This is a genomic window from Tsukamurella sp. TY48, from assembly GCF_019656655.1.
Taxonomy (GTDB): domain Bacteria; phylum Actinomycetota; class Actinomycetes; order Mycobacteriales; family Mycobacteriaceae; genus Tsukamurella; species Tsukamurella strandjordii.
In genome coordinates, this window is sequence record NZ_BPMV01000001.1 from 764183 (window position 1) to 779921 (window position 15739).

Sequence of the window (15739 nt, forward strand, 5' to 3'; positions counted from 1 at the left end):
GTCGCGGCGAATACGGTGCTGCCATGACTGAACGACTGCGTTTCGACGCCATCGGTATGGTGACCGAAGATCTCGCCGCCTCCCTCGCCTTCTACCGCCGCCTGGGCCTGGACATCCCCGACGGTGCCGAGCACGAGCCGCACGTCGAGGCCCTCCTGCCCGGCGGGATCCGCCTGATGTGGGACAGCGTGGACGTGATCCGCACGATGGAACCCGATTGGGTCAAGCAGCCCGGGCAGAACGCCACGTTGTGCGTGCGGTGCGCCGCACCGGCGGTGGTCGACGAGGTGCACGCCGAACTCGTCGCCGCCGGAAGTCCCAGTGCCATGGAACCTTTCGACGCACCGTGGAACCAGCGGTACGCCGCCGTCGAGGATCCGGACGGGTACCAGGTGCAGCTCTTCGCCGACCAGTAGCACGGACAACCACCCACCGTTCGCCGCGGACGCCTATCGTTGGGAGCGAACCCGTTCCGTCCCCCACGAGGAGATCCCGAAGATGGTCGACGTCCAGTACGCAGTCACGAACCCGGCGACCGGTGAGGTGCTCGAGACCTACCCCACCGCCGAGCCCGCCGAGATCGAAGCCGCCCTGGCCGCGGCCTCGCACGCGGCGCGCACGTGGCCCCTGGAGTCGACGGTGGCCGATCGCGCCGCGCTGGTTCGCCGCGTCGCGGAACTGCACACCGAGCGCCGGCAGATGCTGGCCGAGATCATCCACCGCGAGATGGGCAAGCCCATGGAGGACGCCCTCGGCGAGGTCGACTTCTCGGCGGCGATCTACACCTACTACGCCGACAACGCCGAGCAGCTGCTCGCCGACCAGCCGGTGCCGCTGCTGGAGGGCGACGGTTCCGCGGTGATCCGGCGCGGCCCGATCGGCGTGCTGCTGGGCATCATGCCGTGGAACTTCCCCTACTACCAGGTGGCCCGGTTCGCCGGACCGAACCTGGCCGCCGGCAACACGATCCTGCTCAAGCACGCGCCGCAGTGCCCGGAGTCGGCCGAGGCGATGCAGCTGATCTTCAACGAGGCGGGGCTGCCGTCCGGCGCGTACGTGAACATCCGCGCCACCAACGAGCAGGCCGCCGAGATCATCGCCGACCCCCGGGTGGCGGCGGTCTCGCTGACGGGCTCCGAGCGGGCCGGCGCCGCCGTGGCCGAGGTGGCCGGGCGGAACCTGAAGAAGTGCGTGCTGGAACTGGGCGGCTCGGACCCGTTCATCCTGCTGTCCACCGACGATCTGGACGCCACCGTCGATTCCGCGGTCGCGGCCCGCCTGGACAACACCGGGCAGTCCTGCAACGCGGCGAAGCGGTTCATCGTGGCCGGCGATCTGTACGACGACTTCCTGGCCAAGTTCACCGAGAAGATCCTGGCCGCCACCGATTCCATCGCCCCGCTCTCGTCCGAGCGGGCCGCGGAGAACCTGGAGAAGCAGCTCGCGGAGGCCGTGACCGGCGGCGCGAAGCTCGTGATCGTGGGCGAGCGGCGCGGCGCCCACTTCCCGCCCGCGGTGCTCACCGGTGTCACCGAGGACAACCCGGCGTTCCGGCAGGAGCTGTTCGGCCCGGTGGCCACCGTGTACCGGGTGGAGGGCGAGGCGGAGGCCGTCGCGCTGGCCAACGACACCCCGTTCGGCCTGGGCTCCTACGTCTTCACCACCGACGCCGAGCAGGCCGCCCGGATCGCCGACCGCATCGAGGCCGGCATGGTCTTCGTCAACGGCGTGCTCGCCGAAGGCGCCGAGCTGCCCTTCGGCGGCATCAAGCGCTCGGGTTTCGGCCGCGAGATGGGCCCGCTGGGCATCGAGGAGTTCCTCAACAAGAAGCTCATCCGCACGGTCAAGTAAGCGGGATCAGAGCAGGCTGAGCTGGCCCGGTTCGCTGCCCGGCTCGGCCCGCTCGATCAGCGCGGGGCCGTCGTTCTTCACGGAGTTCACCAGCGCCGATACCGGGCGGATCTCGATCCGCTCGGCCACGTCGAGCCCGGGCGGCAGCAGCAGGCCCGGGTCGGCGGGGCCGTCGGGATTGAGCCACTCGTCGAACAGGTCGGGGGTGAGCACGAGCGGCATCCGGTCGTGCACCTCGCGCAGCGGACCCACGGCCTCGGTGGTGAGCACCGTGGCCGACAGGGTGGGCGGCACATCGAGCCCGGCGCCCTGCGGCCGCCACACCGACCACAGGCCCGCGATGTACATCCGGGTGCCGTCGACCGGGGTGAGGTACATCGGCTGCTTGCGCGGCTTCTTCACCACCTCGGGATCCTCCAGCAGCTGCCACTCGTACCAGCCGTCCATCGGGATCAGGCAGCGCTTGTTCTTCACCGCCGTGCGGAAGGCCGGCTTCTCGGCCACCGATTCGGCGCGGGCGTTGAACAGCGGCGGGCCGCTGAGCGTCTTCTGCCAGGACGGCAGCAGTCCCCAGCGCACGGTGCGCAGCCGCCGGGTGGCGGGCTCGTCGGGCTGCTCGCGCGAGTGCCGGGCCACGACGGCGACCACGTTCGTCGTCGGGGCCACGTTGTAGCCGGGCACGTCCAGCTCGGTGCCCTCGGTCTCATCGACGGCGTCGATCTCCGCCGCCAGCAGCGCCGGATCGGTGGTCACGGCGTACCGTCCGCACATCTACTGCTCCTCGAAGCTGTCGAAGACGCGGCGCGGCCCCGCGCCGGTGGTGGCGAGCGCATCGTGCGGGTTGGCCAGCGAACACGAGGCCATCGACAGGCAGCCGCAGCCGATGCAGTCGGTGAGGTTGTCGCGCAGCCGGGTGAGCTCGTCGATGCGGTGCGAGAGGTCGCTGTGCCAGTGCCGGGACAGGCGCTCCCAGTCCTTCTTGGTGGGCGTGCGGCCGTCGGGCAGGGTGGCGAGCGCCTCGCGGATGGTGGCGAGCGGGATCCCCACGCGGTGGCTGATCCGGATGAAGGCCACCCGGCGCAGCGTCTCGCGGGAGAAGCGGCGCTGATTGCCGGTGGTGCGCCGCGAGGTGATCAGGCCCTCGCGCTCGTAGAAGTGCAGCGCGGACACCGCCACGCCGCTGCGCGCGGCGAGCTGACCCACGCTGAATTCCCGGGTGGATTCCACCCCGCCAGCCTACCTGGACAAAGGTTCAGGGATCAGCGTGCGGCGGGCTTCGGTGCCGCCGACGACGCCGGAGCCGGGGCCGGCTTGGGGGCCGGAGCGGGAGCGGGCTTCGCCGACGGGGCGGCCGGTGCGCCCGGCTTGGCCGACGGGGCCGCGCTCGCCGGGGCGGGGGCGGGCTTCGCCGTGGGCTCCGGCGGCTTCTTGATGATGGCGATCTGCGTGGTCAGCAGGTCGACCGCCACCTGATCGTCGGCACCGATGTACGGCGAGGGCTCCCGCGACTCCTTGCCGCCGCGCAGCGACATGGTGACGCCGTTGACCACGGCGGTGTACTGCCGCGAGGTGAGGTACTGCACCTGGGTGCCGCGCTTGGACTTCTGCACGAACTCCAGGCCCAGTCCATCGGGGGCACCCGTCACGGCGATGGTGCGCACGCTGACCTCGTTGACGATGTCGCCGGTGATCGCCTTGAAGGTGCCGCACTTGGGGAGCGCGGCGCGCTGCGGCGCCAGATCGACGGCGAACTTCGAGACCACCATCGACCAGGTGGTGCCGCGCACCGAACCGTTGATCTGCGCGGTGTCCGTGCCCTTGGGGATCGGGAAGCCCGCGTACAGCGCCTTGCACTCGGCGGGTTCGACGCGCGCGGAGTTCAGGGTGGCCCAGGCGGCGTTCCAGCCGGCGGCGGCACCGGAGAGCACGGCGCCGGAGAAGTTCACCGAATCCGGGAGGTTGCCCGAACCGATCACCAATTCGCCGGCCGAGTTCTTGGGCGGCTCCACCGGCTTCGGCGGCTCCGCACCTGCGGACGGCGCGAGAACGGCCGTGGCGGCGGCCACGGCGGCGGCAGCGGCGACTGCCCTGCCCACGGACGAACGAGTGCGCTTCATTTTCGAGGTCTCCCGGCGGTGTATCTGCAGCGTCTTTCTGCCGAGCAAGGTAGCACGGAGGTCAGGCCACCCTCATGTGCAAGGATGAGCTGGTGGAGCGGTTGGAGCTATGGAATGCGCCCCTCGCATCGGGTCCGGTGACGGGCACCGTCGGGCTGCCCGGCTCGAAATCGATCACCAACCGCGCGTACATCCTTGCGGCGCAGGCATCGTCGGCCTCGACGCTGACCAACACGTTGCGCAGTCGCGACACCGACCTGATGGCCGGGGCGCTCTCCGCACTGGGCGCCAACGTGAACTTCGTTACTGACACCACGGTTACCGTGACCGGCGGCCCCCTGCACGGCGGCGCGGTGGACTGCGGCCTGGCCGGCACCGTGATGCGCTTCCTGCCCCCGCTCGCCGCCGGGGCGCGCGGCACCTCCCGGTTCGACGGTGACCCGCAGGCCCGGGTCCGGCCGCTGGGCACCGTGCTCGACGCACTGCGCGGGCTGGGCGCCCGGATCGACGGCGACGCACTGCCCTTCACGGTGCACGGCGACGGACCGATCCGCGGCGGCGCCGTGACCATCGACGCGTCGGCGAGCTCGCAGTTCGTCTCCGGCCTACTGCTGAGCGGGCCGAGCTTCGCCGAGGGCGTCACCGTGCACCACGACGGCAAGCCCGTGCCGTCGATGCCGCACATCGAGATGACCGTCGACATGCTGCGCGCCGCGGGTGCCGAGGTGGACACCTCCGAGGCGAACACCTGGCGCGTGGCGCCGGGCGGGCTGCGCGGGCACGACTGGACCGTGGAACCGGACCTGTCCAACGCCACCGTCTTCCTCGCGGCCGCCGCGGTGACCGGCGGCGCCGTGACGGTGCCGCACTGGAATCCGCAGTCCACCCAGCCCGGCGTGCAGTTCGCGGACATCCTCGCCGAGATGGGCGCCCGGGTGACCCACGCCGACGGTGCGCTCACCGCCACCGGCACCGGCACGCTGCACGGCGTGGACTGGGACCTGCGCGACATCGGCGAGCTCACGCCCACCGTCGCGGCGCTGGCCGCGCTCGCGGACTCCCCGTCGCACCTGCGGGGCATCGCCCACCTGCGCGGCCACGAGACCGACCGGCTGGCCGCCCTCACCGCGGAGATCACCGCGCTCGGCGGCCGCTGCACCGAGACCGAGGACGGCCTCACCATCGAACCCGCCGCACTGCACGGCGGCGTCTGGCACAGCTACGCCGACCACCGGATGGCCACCGCCGGGGCGATCCTGGGCCTGGTCACCGAGGGCGTGCAGGTGGAGGACATCGGCACCACCGCCAAGACGATGCCCGACTTCCCCGCCCTGTGGCACGCACTCCTGGACGGTCGATCCTGAGCAAGCGCGAATACGACGAGACCGATGTCCGGGTGCGCCCGGGCAAGAGCAGTCGGCCGCGCACCAAGAACCGCCCCGACCACAGCGACGCGGCCACCGCGATGGTGGTCTCGGTGGACCGCGGCCGCTGGGGCTGCGCCCTCGACGGCGACCCGGACCGCATCATCACCGCCATGCGCGCCCGGGAACTGGGCCGCTCCCCCATCGTGGTGGGCGATTCCGTGGGCGTGGTGGGCGATCTGTCCGGCCGCAAGGACACCCTCGCCCGGATCGTGCGGGTGGACGAGCGGAAGACGGTGCTGCGCCGCACCGCCGACGACACCGACCCGTACGAGCGGATCGTGGTGGCCAACGCCGAGCAACTGCTGATCGTGACCGCCCTGGCCGATCCGCCGCCGCGCACCGGCTTCGTGGAGCGCACGCTGATCGCCGCCTACGCCGGCGGTCTGACCCCGGTGCTGTGCCTGACCAAGAACGACCTCGCCGACGCGGACGAGTTCACCGCCGCGTTCGCCGACCTCGACCTGCAGGTGCTGCTCGCCGGGCGGGGCGATCCGATCGACGAGGCCCGCGATCTGCTCACCGGGAAGGTGACGGCCCTGATCGGGCACAGCGGCGTCGGCAAATCGACCCTGGTCAACCGGCTCGTGCCCGATGCGAACCGGGCCACCGGCGTGGTCTCCGGGGTCGGGAAGGGGCGGCACACCTCCACCCAGTCGGTGGCGCTGTGGCTGCCCGACGGCGGGTGGGTGGTGGACACCCCCGGCATCCGCAGCTTCGGCCTCGCCCACATCTCCACCGACGACGTGATCGCCGCCTTCCCGGACCTCGCGGAGGCCACCGCCGACTGCCCGCGCGGCTGCACCCACCTGGGGCCGCCCGCCGACCCGGAGTGCGCCCTCGATCAGCTCGAGGGCACCGCGCACCGTCGGGCGATGGCGGTCCGTGCCCTGCTCACGGACATGGCCGCCACGCCCGACTGGGCCTGAGCTAGGCGCTCGCGCGCTTGGGCAGCTTCCAGCCCGGCCGCGGGAAGTGGCAGGTGTAGCCGTCCGGGTACTTCTCCAGGTAGTCCTGGTGCTCCGGCTCGGCCTGCCAGAACGGTCCCGGCGCCTCGATCGTGGTGACCGCCTTGCCCGGCCACAGGCCCGAGGCGTCGACGTCGGCGATCGTCTCGCGGGCGATCTCCTCCTGCTCCGCGCTCAGCGGGAAGATCGCCGAGCGGTAGCTGGAGCCGATGTCGTTGCCCTGCCGGTCCTTCGTGGACGGATCGTGGATCTGGAAGAAGAACTCCAGGATGTTCCGGTAGTCGGTGGCCTTCGGATCGAAGACGATCTCGACGGCCTCGGCGTGACCGGGATGGTTGCGGTAGGTGGCGTTCGGGTTGGTGCCACCGGTGTAGCCGACGCGCGTCGCGAGGACGCCGGGCTGCCGGCGGATCAGGTCCTGCATGCCCCAGAAGCAGCCGCCCGCGAGGACGGCGGTCTCGGTGCCTTCGGTGGTGGTGATGGTGCCGGTGTCGGTCATGAGCTCCCTCTCCGGCGGCCCGATCGGGTTCTGCCGCCGACTACTCCAACATCGACGGTACGCCCACCATTCCGTCCGGGCCGGCGCCTACAGCGCGAGCGTGAGGTAGGTGCTGTTCGGATCGACGACGTAGCCGCCGAACGGTCCGGTGTCGGTGAAACCGTGGGCCCGGTACAGGGCCCGCGCCGGTGCGAAGAAGTCCTGGCTGCCCGTCTCCAGGGAGATCCGCGCGATCCCGCGGGAGCGGGCGTCGTCGATCGCGAAGGCCAGCAGGGCCCGCCCGATCCCCCGGCCCCGCGCCTGCGGTGCGGCCCGCATGCTCTTGAGTTCCTCGTGGCCGGGTTCCACCTCGGCAAGGGCGATGGTGCCCAGCAGCGCACCGTGCTCGTGCAGGGTCCACAGCCGCACCCGCGGATGTTGCAGCTCGGTGAGATCGAGCGCGTGCTGGCTCTCGGGCGGCGCCGTGGGCGCCATATCCGCCAGGTGCGCGGCGAGGAACTCCGCGAGCGCCGGATCCGCGAAGTCGGCGCGCGAGATCGCTTGCGTCACTGGGCCGATGCGCGGACGGCGGGCGAGGTGGCGAGGTAGGCGCGGGCCTGTTCGGTGGACCCGATACTGTCCGGGTGGAAGCGGGGATCGAAGTACAGGAGCGTGAACCATACCAGGCTGCGCACGGGCGGCAGCACACCGCGGTGCGAGGCCCGCAGGTAGCGCAGCACGAAGCCGATGAGCGACTGCCTGCGGCCGGTACGGGCACCGGTCACGTAGCGCCCCACCCGCGGGATGCCCACGACCATGAAGGCCAGGACCGTGAGCATCGCGCGGCACCGGTGCAGGTAGCCGGGATCGAAGTAGTGCGCCACATCGTGCGCCACCGCGCGGTGCTCGACCTCCTCGGCGCCGTGCCAGCGGCAGATGTCGGCCATCGTGGGGTCCACGTCGAACCGCTCCCAGTCGGCGTTGAGCGCGAAGACGCCGAGGATCGCCGTGTAGTGCTCGATCGCGGCCACCAGCCACAGCCGCTGCACCATGTCGTTGTAGCGGACCTTCGCCGAGCGGGACCGCGTGCGCGGCCCGAGGATCCGGCGGAAGGCGAACTCCATCTGGCGCAGGAACGGGGCCGTGTCCACGCCGCGCCGCTCCAGGTAGGCGGTGACCGCACCGTCGTGCGATTCGGCGTGCATGGCCTCCTGGCCGATGAACCCGCGCATCACCCGCGCGAGGTCCTCGTCCTTGACGTAGGGCAGCGCCTCGGTGAACACCTCGCAGAACCAGCGCTCCCCCTCGGGCAGCACCATGTGCAGCAGCCCCGTCGTGAAATCGCTGGCGAACGGGTCGCCCTTGATCCATTCGAGCGGTGTGTCCGTCCAGTCGAAGGTCACGTTGCGGGCGTGCAACTCCAGGACCTCGGCGGGGATCTCCTGCTGCTGCGTCATCGTGGACCGCCTCTGCTCGCGCCATTCCTACATGAGTGAATATTGACTACTTTCTATCACTCCGGGCGCGGTGTCAACGGTTACGCGGTGGCGCCGCCCTGTGCCGCATCGACCATGGCGTCCACACTGGTGAGCTTCACCCGGGGCCGCTCCAGGGGCTCCGCGAGCGCGGTCTCGTGCGCGTCGATGGCCACCCAGCCGTCGTACTCCACGAGATTCGGCACGCGCTCGGCGATGATCGCCTCCACCCGCGCACCGTCGAAGTCGCTGCGCTCCAGCTTCCCCGCCGCGGCGTCGGCGAGCAGCACCGAGACGGTGTCGCGCGCGCAGTCCCGGTTGGTCGGGATCACGCCCGACGGTCCGCGCTTGATCCAGCCCACCACGTAGTGGCCGGGCAGCGGCGCACCGTCGTAGCCCACGATCCGGCTGTCCGCGTTGCGGAAGACGCCGCGCTCGGTGTCGAAGGGGATGCCGGGGATCGGCGTGCCGTGGTACCCCACGGCATGGATGACCAGGCCCGCAGCGTGTTCGGCGACGGTCCCCGTGGGCTGCGCCTCGACGGTGCCGTCCGGGCCCTCGACCAGTTCGTTCGTGGCGACCGAGACGGTGCCGACCCGATCGCCGCCGCCGATGCCGACCACCGAGCGGAGGAACTTGAGCACGATCCGGCGGTCCGCACCGGTCGGCTCCTGCGCGGCGAGCTTGCGCAGCTGCTTGAGGTTGTTGCGCTCGACCGGCGGGCGCGCCTTATCGCGCTCCTTGTCCTCGACGGGGACGTCGGCCGGGTCGACGATCACGTCGACGCCGGGGAGCTTGCCCAGCTCGGCGACCTCGGACGGGGTGAACGCGGCGTGTTCGGCGCCGCGGCGGCCGAGGACGACCACCTCGCGCACCGCGGACCGGCGGAGGGCTTCGAGCGCGTGATCGGCCATGTCCGTGCCGGCCAGCTTCTCGACATCGGTGACCAGGATCCGGGCGGCGTCCAGCGCGACGTTGCCGTTGCCGATCACCACGGCGCGGTCCACGCCGAGGTCGACGTCCAGGTCGCAGCGGTCGGGATGGCCGTTGTACCAGCCCACGAAGTCGCTGGAGGGGTGGTTACCGGGGAGCCAGGCCCCGTCGACCTCGAGCCGGCGGCCGCCGGACGCGCCGATCGCGTAGATCACGGCGTCGTACCACTGCGCCAGCTCGGCGGCGGTGACATCGGTGGCCACCTCGACATTGCCGAAGTAGCGGAAGTTCTCGTGCTGGGCGGTGCGGTCGAAGATCTTGGTGACCGATTTGATCGCCGGGTGATCCGGCGCGACACCGTATCTGACCAGTCCGAACGGTGTGGGAAGCCGGTCGTAGACATCGACGGTGACCTCGATGTCGTCCTGTTCGAGCAGGTTCCCGGCGGCGAAGAATCCCGACGGCCCGGAACCCACGATCGCTACGCGCAACGGCTTCATCCACGTACTCCTGAAACGACCCGTCCCCAGAAGCGCCCCGGGGGCTACCCAAAGTCGGCAGTCTACGTCACACGCGGCGGCGTTTGCGGCTGCGACGTTCGCGCCGCTCCTCGACGCGCCTGCGACCCAGTTCGGCGAGTGCGGTGCGCAGCCCCACCCGCTGCACCGTCTCCTGCGCGGCCTGTGCCGCCTCCTGGGCGTGCACCAGCCGCTCGTGCGCGTTCTCCTGCGCGTGCACGAAGCGCTCGTGCGCGTTCTCCTGGGCGTGCACCAACCGCTCGTGCGCGGCCTCCTGGGCCTGCGCGAGGCGCTCGCGGGCCGCGGCGAACCGCAGCTCGGACGCCGTCTCGGGGGCGTCGTCCGAGGTGGCCCGGAGCCAGCGGTCCGGCAGCGAGAGCTTGGCGATGGTGCGCTGCGAGAGGTAGTACTGCCGCAGCAGCGGCCCCTCCGTGTAGGGCAGGTCGTACTTCTCGCACAGCGCGCGCACCTTCACGCTGATCTCGGCCAGCCGGTTCGACGGCAGGTCCGGGAACATGTGGTGCTCGATCTGGTAGCTCAGGTTGCCGGTCATGAAATCCATGGCGCGGCCGCCCGAGATGTTCGCGCTGCCCAGCATCTGGCGCAGGTACCACTCGCCCGGCGTCTCGTCGACGATGGACTCGGTGGTGAACTTCTCGGCGCCGTCCGGGAAGTGGCCACAGAAGATCACCACGTAGGTCCACACGTTGCGGATCACGTTCGCGGTGAGGTTCGCGCTCATGGTGCGCCCGAAGGAGCCGCCCACGGCCTTGCTGAGCACCGGGTAGATCAGGAAGTCCTTGCCCAGCTGGCGGGCCGCCTTGGTGCCCATCTCGCGGAGCTGCTTGCGGGTCTGCGGCCAGGGCTTGTTGCCGGCGAAGGCCTGCGCCAGCTCGATGTCGTGCAGGGCAATGCCCCACTCGAAGGTGAGCCCGAGGAAGAGGTTGTTGAGGAACTGCGCGGAGCGCTTGGCCTGCCACTGCTCGTCCCGCGTCACCCGGAGCACGCCGTAGCCCACGTCGAGGTCCTTGCCCACGACGTTGGTGTACTTGTGGTGCAGGAAGTTGTGCGAGTGCTTCCAGTGGGCGCCGGGGCACGCCATGTCCCACTCCCAGCTGGTGGAGTGGATCTCGGGATCGTTCATCCAATCCCACTGCCCGTGCATCACGTTGTGCCCGAGCTCCATGTTCTCGATGATCTTGGCGACCCCGAGCATGCCCGCACCCGCGCTCCACAGCCAGCGGTTCTTGGCGCCGAGCAGCACCAGACGGCCGGAGAACTCCAGCGCGCGCTGCGCCCGGATCACGCCGCGGATGTACCGCGCGTCCCGGTCGCCGCGCGACGCCTCGATCTCGGCCCGGATCGCGTCGAGTTCCCGCGCGAGCTGCTCGATGTCGGCGTCATCGAGGTGTGCGTATTCGCCGACATCTGTGATAGCCACGTCTTTAAGGCTACGCCGTCTGCGCGGTGATCTCTCCCGCTACTTGCTCGCCGCCAGCTCCTCGACGTGGCTGCGCAGGCCACGGCGGTTGCCCTCGGCGTCGATCTCGCCCTTGACCACGGTGGACGTGCCGGTCTCGTCGTAGAAACGCTTGTTCGAGTGGGTCTCGGGCGCATCATCGACGGTGGCCTTGAGGAACCGATCGGGCAGTGAGAGCTTGATCACGGTGCGCCAGGACTCGGCGTACTGCTTCCACATCGGGCCCGTGTTGTACGGCAGGTCGTACTTCTCGCAGATCTCCTGCACGCGGGCGGCGAGGTAGTTGTACCGGTTCGAGGGCAGATCGGGGTACAGGTGGTGCTCGATCTGGCGGCCCAGGTGACCGGTGATGAAGTGCAGCGCGTTGCTGCCCTCGAAGTTCGCGGTGCCCAGCATCTGGCGCAGGTACCACTCGGGGAGGGTCTCGTTGTCGATGTCCTCGATGGTGAACTTCTCGGCGTCGTCCGGGAAGTGACCGCAGAAGATGGTCATGTGGTCCCAGACATCGCGGACGGTGTTGGCCACGTAGTTGGCGGAGGCGGCCTTCTTGTAACCGCGGGCGCCGGTGAAGGGCACGGCCATGGCCGGGAACAGCACGTAGTCCTTGGCGGTCTGCTTACCGATCTTGGTGAGCACCACCTTGAGCCGGCTGCGGAACTCTTCCCAGTCGTAGTTCGCGTACTGCTCGCCGCCGTTGAACATCGCCTTCATGGCGTTCATCAGCTCGAGGTGCTGCACGGCCTTGCCGTACTGGAAGCCGGTCATCAGGATGAAGTTGTACACCGGGTTGAACAGCATGTACGGCTCCCACGGCTGATCGCGCGTGACGCGCAGGATGCCGTAGCCGATGTCGTCGTCCATATCGGTGACGTTGGTGTACTTGTGGTGCATGTAGTTGTGGGTGTGGCGCCAGAACTTGCCGTCCGAGGCCGAGTCCCACTCCCAGCTGGTCGAGTGGATCTCCGGATCGTTCATCCAGTCCCACTGACCGTGCATGATGTTGTGGCCGAGCTCGTTGTTCTCGATCACCTTGGCGTACGACAGGCACGCGGCGGAGGCGGCCCAGGCGGCCTTGCCCTTCCAGCCCTTCATGCCGGCGGCCAGGCCGAAGACGCGGCCGGCGGCCTCGGCGACGCGCTGGCTCTTGATCACGCGGCGGACGTACTTGGCGTCCTCCTCGCCGCGGCTCTCCTCGATCTCACGACGCAGCGCGTCCAGCTCTGCACCGAGCGCCTCGATATCGGCGTCGGTGAGGTGCGCGTACTCCGCGATGTCAGTGATAGCCACGAGGCGATCCCCAATCGGTCAGACCGCATGCGGCGGCCGTCGTCTTTGAACGGTATCGAGAGTAACAGGCCCGTGGGACGAAATCACGATTGTTGTCCCACGTGGGGCTCAGGTCACACCTCGGCCCCGTCACAGCCCTGCGGCGAAGACGGTGACGGGCCGAGGCGGCGTTGAGACGGTTCCGGGACATGGCGTGGGGACCGTGGGTGATGTCGCAAACACCGTGCGGCAGTCACCTACCGAAGGAGAACGCAGCATGCGTACCACCGTCACCTCGACCCGTACCCGCATCCTCACCGCCGTGGCCGGGACCGCCGTCGCCGCCGGCGCCGTCATCGGAGGCTTCGCCGCGGCCGGCGCCGCGGGCGCCGAGCCCACCGGCACGGAGAACCTGCAGAAGTGCACGGCCTACATCAACGCGGACGGCTCGCTCAAGGACGCCCCCAAGGAGGGCTGCCTGTCGGTCGACCCGTTCACCGAGCCCGGCCTCACGCTGGAGCAGCGCAAGGCGCTCATCAACACCGACGCCGGCACGCGGGCCGGCGGCTCCGCCGATCAGGACTTCAAGGAGCTCGAGGCGAAGTTCGGCACGAAGTAACCGCCGCAGCGCCTTCCGCCGTCGCGACCGTCAGGCGCGACGGCGGCGGCGTGCGTGCACGGCCGCACGCGCGGCCTTGAGACCGAACCGGCGGCCGGTGCGCTCATCGACCCGGGGCTGCGCGAACTCGGTGCCCGCGAACATCGCCTCGCTCGCCGTCTCGGGCGCGTCGTCGGCGGTGTCGCGCAGGTACTTGTCGGGCAGCGAGAGCTTGGCGATGGTGCGCCAGGACTTGTAGTACTGCACGTGCAGCGGGCCGATCGTGTACGGCAGATCGTACTTCTCGCACAGCGCGCGCACCCGGACACCGATCTCCGACAACCGATTCGACGGCAGGTCCGGGAACAGGTGATGCTCGATCTGGTAGCTCAGATTCCCGGAGAGGAAGTCGATCACCGGGCCGCCGGACAGGTTCGCGCTGCCCAGCATCTGCCGCAGGTACCACTCCGCCTGGGTCTCGTTGTCCACGTCCTGCTTGGTGAACTTCTCGGCGCCGTCGGGGAAATGGCCGCAGAAGATCACCGCGTTGGTCCACACGTTGCGGATCACGTTCGCCGTGATCGTCGCGGTGAGCGCCTTGCGCCAGCCGCGCTTGCCGCCGAACGGGATTCCCACCAGCGGGGCGGCCACGTAGTCCTTGAGCACCTGCCGGCCGATCTTGCGGCCCACGTCCGAGGCGTCGGCCTTGAACTTGGCCTGGTCGTACCAGGGCTTGTTCCACTTCTGCACCGCGCGGCCGATCTCCAGGTGCTGCACCGCCACGCCGTACTCGAAGAGCATCATCAAAAGCGTGTTGTAGACCAGGTTTCCGGCGTTGAACGGGGTCCACGGCTGATCCCGGGTGACGCGCAGCGTCTTGTAGCCCACGTCGTCGTCCATGTCCAGGACGTTGGTGTACTTGTGGTGCACGTAGTTGTGGGTGTGCTTCCACAGCCGGGAGGTGCCGGCGTTGTCCCACTCCCAGGTGGTCGAGTGCACCTCGGGATCGTTCATCCAATCCCACTGCCCGTGCATGATGTTGTGCCCGAGCTCCATGTTCTCGATGATCTTGGCCACGCCCAGCGATACCGCCGAGCCCCACCAGAATCCGCGCTTGTGCGCGCCGAGCAGCATCGCGCGACCGGCCACCTCGAGCCCCCGCTGAGCCGCGATCGTCTTGCGTAGATAGCGCACGTCCGACTCGCCGCGGACGGCCTCGATATCGCGGCGGATGGCATCGAGTTCGGCGCCCAACGCCACCACGTCCGCGTCCGTGAGGTGCGCGTACTCGGGGATGTCGGTGATCGCCATGCGGGGTGCCGCCCTTCGTGATCCATCGAAGCCGTCTCTAACCTACGCAACCGTAAGTTACGGGGTCGTAGGCTGTCAACGCATGTGACGGACCCGGCGGGGAAGCCCGCCCGGGCGGTACCGGACTAGACGTCCAGGGTGCAGTCGCCCACCGCGACGGAGATGCACGTCTGGATGCGCTCACCCTCGGTGTGCAGATCACCGCTGCGCAGATCGCGCACCTGGCCGTCGGCCAGCTGCACCACGCAGGTCTGGCAGATGCCCATACGGCAGCCGAAGGGCATCTGCACGCCCGCGGCCTCGCCCGCCTCCAGGAGGGTGGTGGCACCGTCGACCTCGGCGGTCTTGCCCGACTTGAGGAAGGTGACATCACCGCCCGAGGCGGAGACATCGGCGCGCTCGATAGTGAAGCGCTCCTGGTGCAGGCGCGACTCGATGCCGCGCTCCTTCCAGGCCACCTCCATGTCGTTGAGGAAGACGCCCGGGCCGCAGATCCAGGTCTGGCGCTCCTGCCAGTCCGGGACCACCTCGTCGAGGTTCTGCGGCGTGAGCCGGCCCGCGTCGCGGGTGTACCGCAGCTGCACGGTCACGTTGTCGTGGTTGGCGTCGAAGGCCTCGAGCTCGTCCCGGAACAGCGCCGCATCGGCGCTCGGGGCCGAGTGCACCGCCACGATGTCGGTGGAGGCGGGGATGCCGCGCCGCTCCAGCGTGCGCAGCATGGCCATCACCGGGGTGATGCCGCTGCCCGCGGTGAGGAACAGGACCTTGGGCGGCAGCGGATTCGGCAGGGTGAAATCGCCCGACGGTGCCTGCAGCCGCACGATCGTGCCCTCGGAGACCCCGGTGACCAGGTGGTTCGACAGGAAGCCCTCGGTCATCGCCTTGACGGTGATGGACACCAGCCGCGGCCCGCGCCCCTCGCCCATGTCCGGCACGGAGGTCAGCGAGTACGACCGCCAGGTCCACTTGCCGCCGACGAGCACACCGATGCCCACGTACTGGCCGGCCTCGTACTTGGTGTTGAAGCCCCAGCCGGTCTCGATGGTGAGCGTGACCGACTCGTCGGTCTCCTGCTGGACGCCGACGATCTTGCCGCGCAGCTCGCGCGCCGACCACAGCGGGTTGATCAGGTGCAGGTAATCGTCGGGCAGCAGCGGCGTGGTCAGCCGTGCCACCGCGCCGCGCACCAGATTGGTGCGCGGGTGCTCGGCGGAGACGTTCTTGGCCGGGGCTTCGAGCCAGTCACGGAAGGCACGGAACGAGTTGCTCATGACCCTGAGACTAGAGGGCCGCAACCCGATGGGACAATTCCAGTGATCT

At 69.7% G+C, this 15739-nt stretch carries 16 protein-coding genes; 5 read left to right on the top strand and 11 right to left on the bottom strand.

Annotated elements, in window-relative coordinates:
• Positions 1-23: 23 nt before the first annotated feature.
• On the top strand, positions 24-416 hold the full coding sequence (locus TTY48_RS03740) for a VOC family protein (protein WP_220656226.1): 393 nt from the start codon (positions 24-26) through the stop codon (positions 414-416).
• 82 nt (positions 417-498) lie between these two features.
• Positions 499-1851 carry an NAD-dependent succinate-semialdehyde dehydrogenase gene (locus TTY48_RS03745; RefSeq protein WP_220656227.1) on the top strand — a complete coding sequence of 451 codons (1353 nt, stop codon included), beginning with the start codon at positions 499-501 and terminating at the stop codon, positions 1849-1851.
• Positions 1852-1857: 6 nt separating this feature from the next.
• Here TTY48_RS03745 and TTY48_RS03750 read toward each other — a convergent pair whose 3' ends face one another.
• From TTY48_RS03750 to TTY48_RS03760, 3 genes are read right to left on the bottom strand one after another with little or no spacing between them, the layout of a single operon-like run.
• Complete coding sequence (locus TTY48_RS03750) at positions 1858-2622, bottom strand: SOS response-associated peptidase (protein WP_220656228.1); 765 nt, start codon at positions 2620-2622, stop codon at positions 1858-1860.
• Positions 2623-3078: a redox-sensitive transcriptional activator SoxR gene (soxR, locus tag TTY48_RS03755; protein ID WP_220656229.1), complete on the bottom strand. Its 456-nt coding sequence runs from the start codon at positions 3076-3078 to the stop codon at positions 2623-2625.
• A 32-nt stretch (positions 3079-3110) separates the two neighbouring features.
• The gene (locus TTY48_RS03760; protein WP_220656230.1) at positions 3111-3968 is read right to left on the bottom strand and encodes a hypothetical protein; all 858 of its coding nucleotides are present in this window, start codon (positions 3966-3968) and stop codon (positions 3111-3113) included.
• A gap of 74 nt (positions 3969-4042) precedes the next feature.
• Between TTY48_RS03760 and aroA the strand changes: the two genes are divergently transcribed.
• Entirely contained in the window at positions 4043-5332 is a 1290-nt protein-coding gene (gene aroA, locus TTY48_RS03765; protein ID WP_220656231.1) for a 3-phosphoshikimate 1-carboxyvinyltransferase, read from the top strand.
• Complete coding sequence (gene rsgA, locus TTY48_RS03770; RefSeq protein ID WP_255585488.1) at positions 5302-6321, top strand: ribosome small subunit-dependent GTPase A; 1020 nt, start codon at positions 5302-5304, stop codon at positions 6319-6321. Before aroA ends, rsgA begins: the two co-directional genes overlap by 31 nt.
• A 1-nt stretch (position 6322) precedes the next feature.
• On the opposite strand, the gene msrA is transcribed toward rsgA, so the two are convergent.
• The 6 genes from msrA to TTY48_RS03800 all read right to left on the bottom strand — a co-directional run bounded on the left by msrA (position 6323) and on the right by TTY48_RS03800 (position 12531).
• Complete coding sequence (gene msrA, locus TTY48_RS03775) at positions 6323-6859, bottom strand: peptide-methionine (S)-S-oxide reductase MsrA (RefSeq protein WP_220656232.1); 537 nt, start codon at positions 6857-6859, stop codon at positions 6323-6325.
• Positions 6860-6946: 87 nt separating this feature from the next.
• Positions 6947-7408 (bottom strand): GNAT family N-acetyltransferase, encoded by a 462-nt coding sequence (locus TTY48_RS03780; RefSeq protein WP_220656233.1) that lies wholly within the window; start codon positions 7406-7408, stop codon positions 6947-6949.
• The gene (locus TTY48_RS03785; RefSeq protein ID WP_220656234.1) at positions 7405-8295 is read right to left on the bottom strand and encodes a metal-dependent hydrolase; all 891 of its coding nucleotides are present in this window, start codon (positions 8293-8295) and stop codon (positions 7405-7407) included. The genes TTY48_RS03780 and TTY48_RS03785 overlap by 4 nt, the downstream gene beginning before the upstream one ends.
• Before the next feature lie 80 nt (positions 8296-8375).
• Complete coding sequence (locus tag TTY48_RS03790) at positions 8376-9746, bottom strand: FAD-dependent oxidoreductase (RefSeq protein ID WP_220656235.1); 1371 nt, start codon at positions 9744-9746, stop codon at positions 8376-8378.
• A 67-nt stretch (positions 9747-9813) separates the two neighbouring features.
• Positions 9814-11205 carry an acyl-CoA desaturase gene (locus tag TTY48_RS03795; RefSeq protein ID WP_220656236.1) on the bottom strand — a complete coding sequence of 464 codons (1392 nt, stop codon included), beginning with the start codon at positions 11203-11205 and terminating at the stop codon, positions 9814-9816.
• Between the two features lie 39 nt (positions 11206-11244).
• A complete protein-coding gene (locus TTY48_RS03800) occupies positions 11245-12531 on the bottom strand; it encodes a fatty acid desaturase (protein ID WP_220656237.1) in 1287 nt (428 codons plus the stop codon).
• 256 nt (positions 12532-12787) lie between these two features.
• Between TTY48_RS03800 and TTY48_RS03805 the strand changes: the two genes are divergently transcribed.
• Positions 12788-13129 carry a hypothetical protein gene (locus tag TTY48_RS03805; protein ID WP_220656238.1) on the top strand — a complete coding sequence of 114 codons (342 nt, stop codon included), beginning with the start codon at positions 12788-12790 and terminating at the stop codon, positions 13127-13129.
• Positions 13130-13159: 30 nt separating this feature from the next.
• Here TTY48_RS03805 and TTY48_RS03810 read toward each other — a convergent pair whose 3' ends face one another.
• Complete coding sequence (locus TTY48_RS03810; protein ID WP_220656239.1) at positions 13160-14419, bottom strand: fatty acid desaturase; 1260 nt, start codon at positions 14417-14419, stop codon at positions 13160-13162.
• 125 nt (positions 14420-14544) lie between these two features.
• Positions 14545-15690, bottom strand: coding sequence for a ferredoxin reductase (locus tag TTY48_RS03815; protein WP_220656240.1), 1146 nt, complete (start codon positions 15688-15690; stop codon positions 14545-14547).
• Positions 15691-15739: the final 49 nt, after the last annotated feature.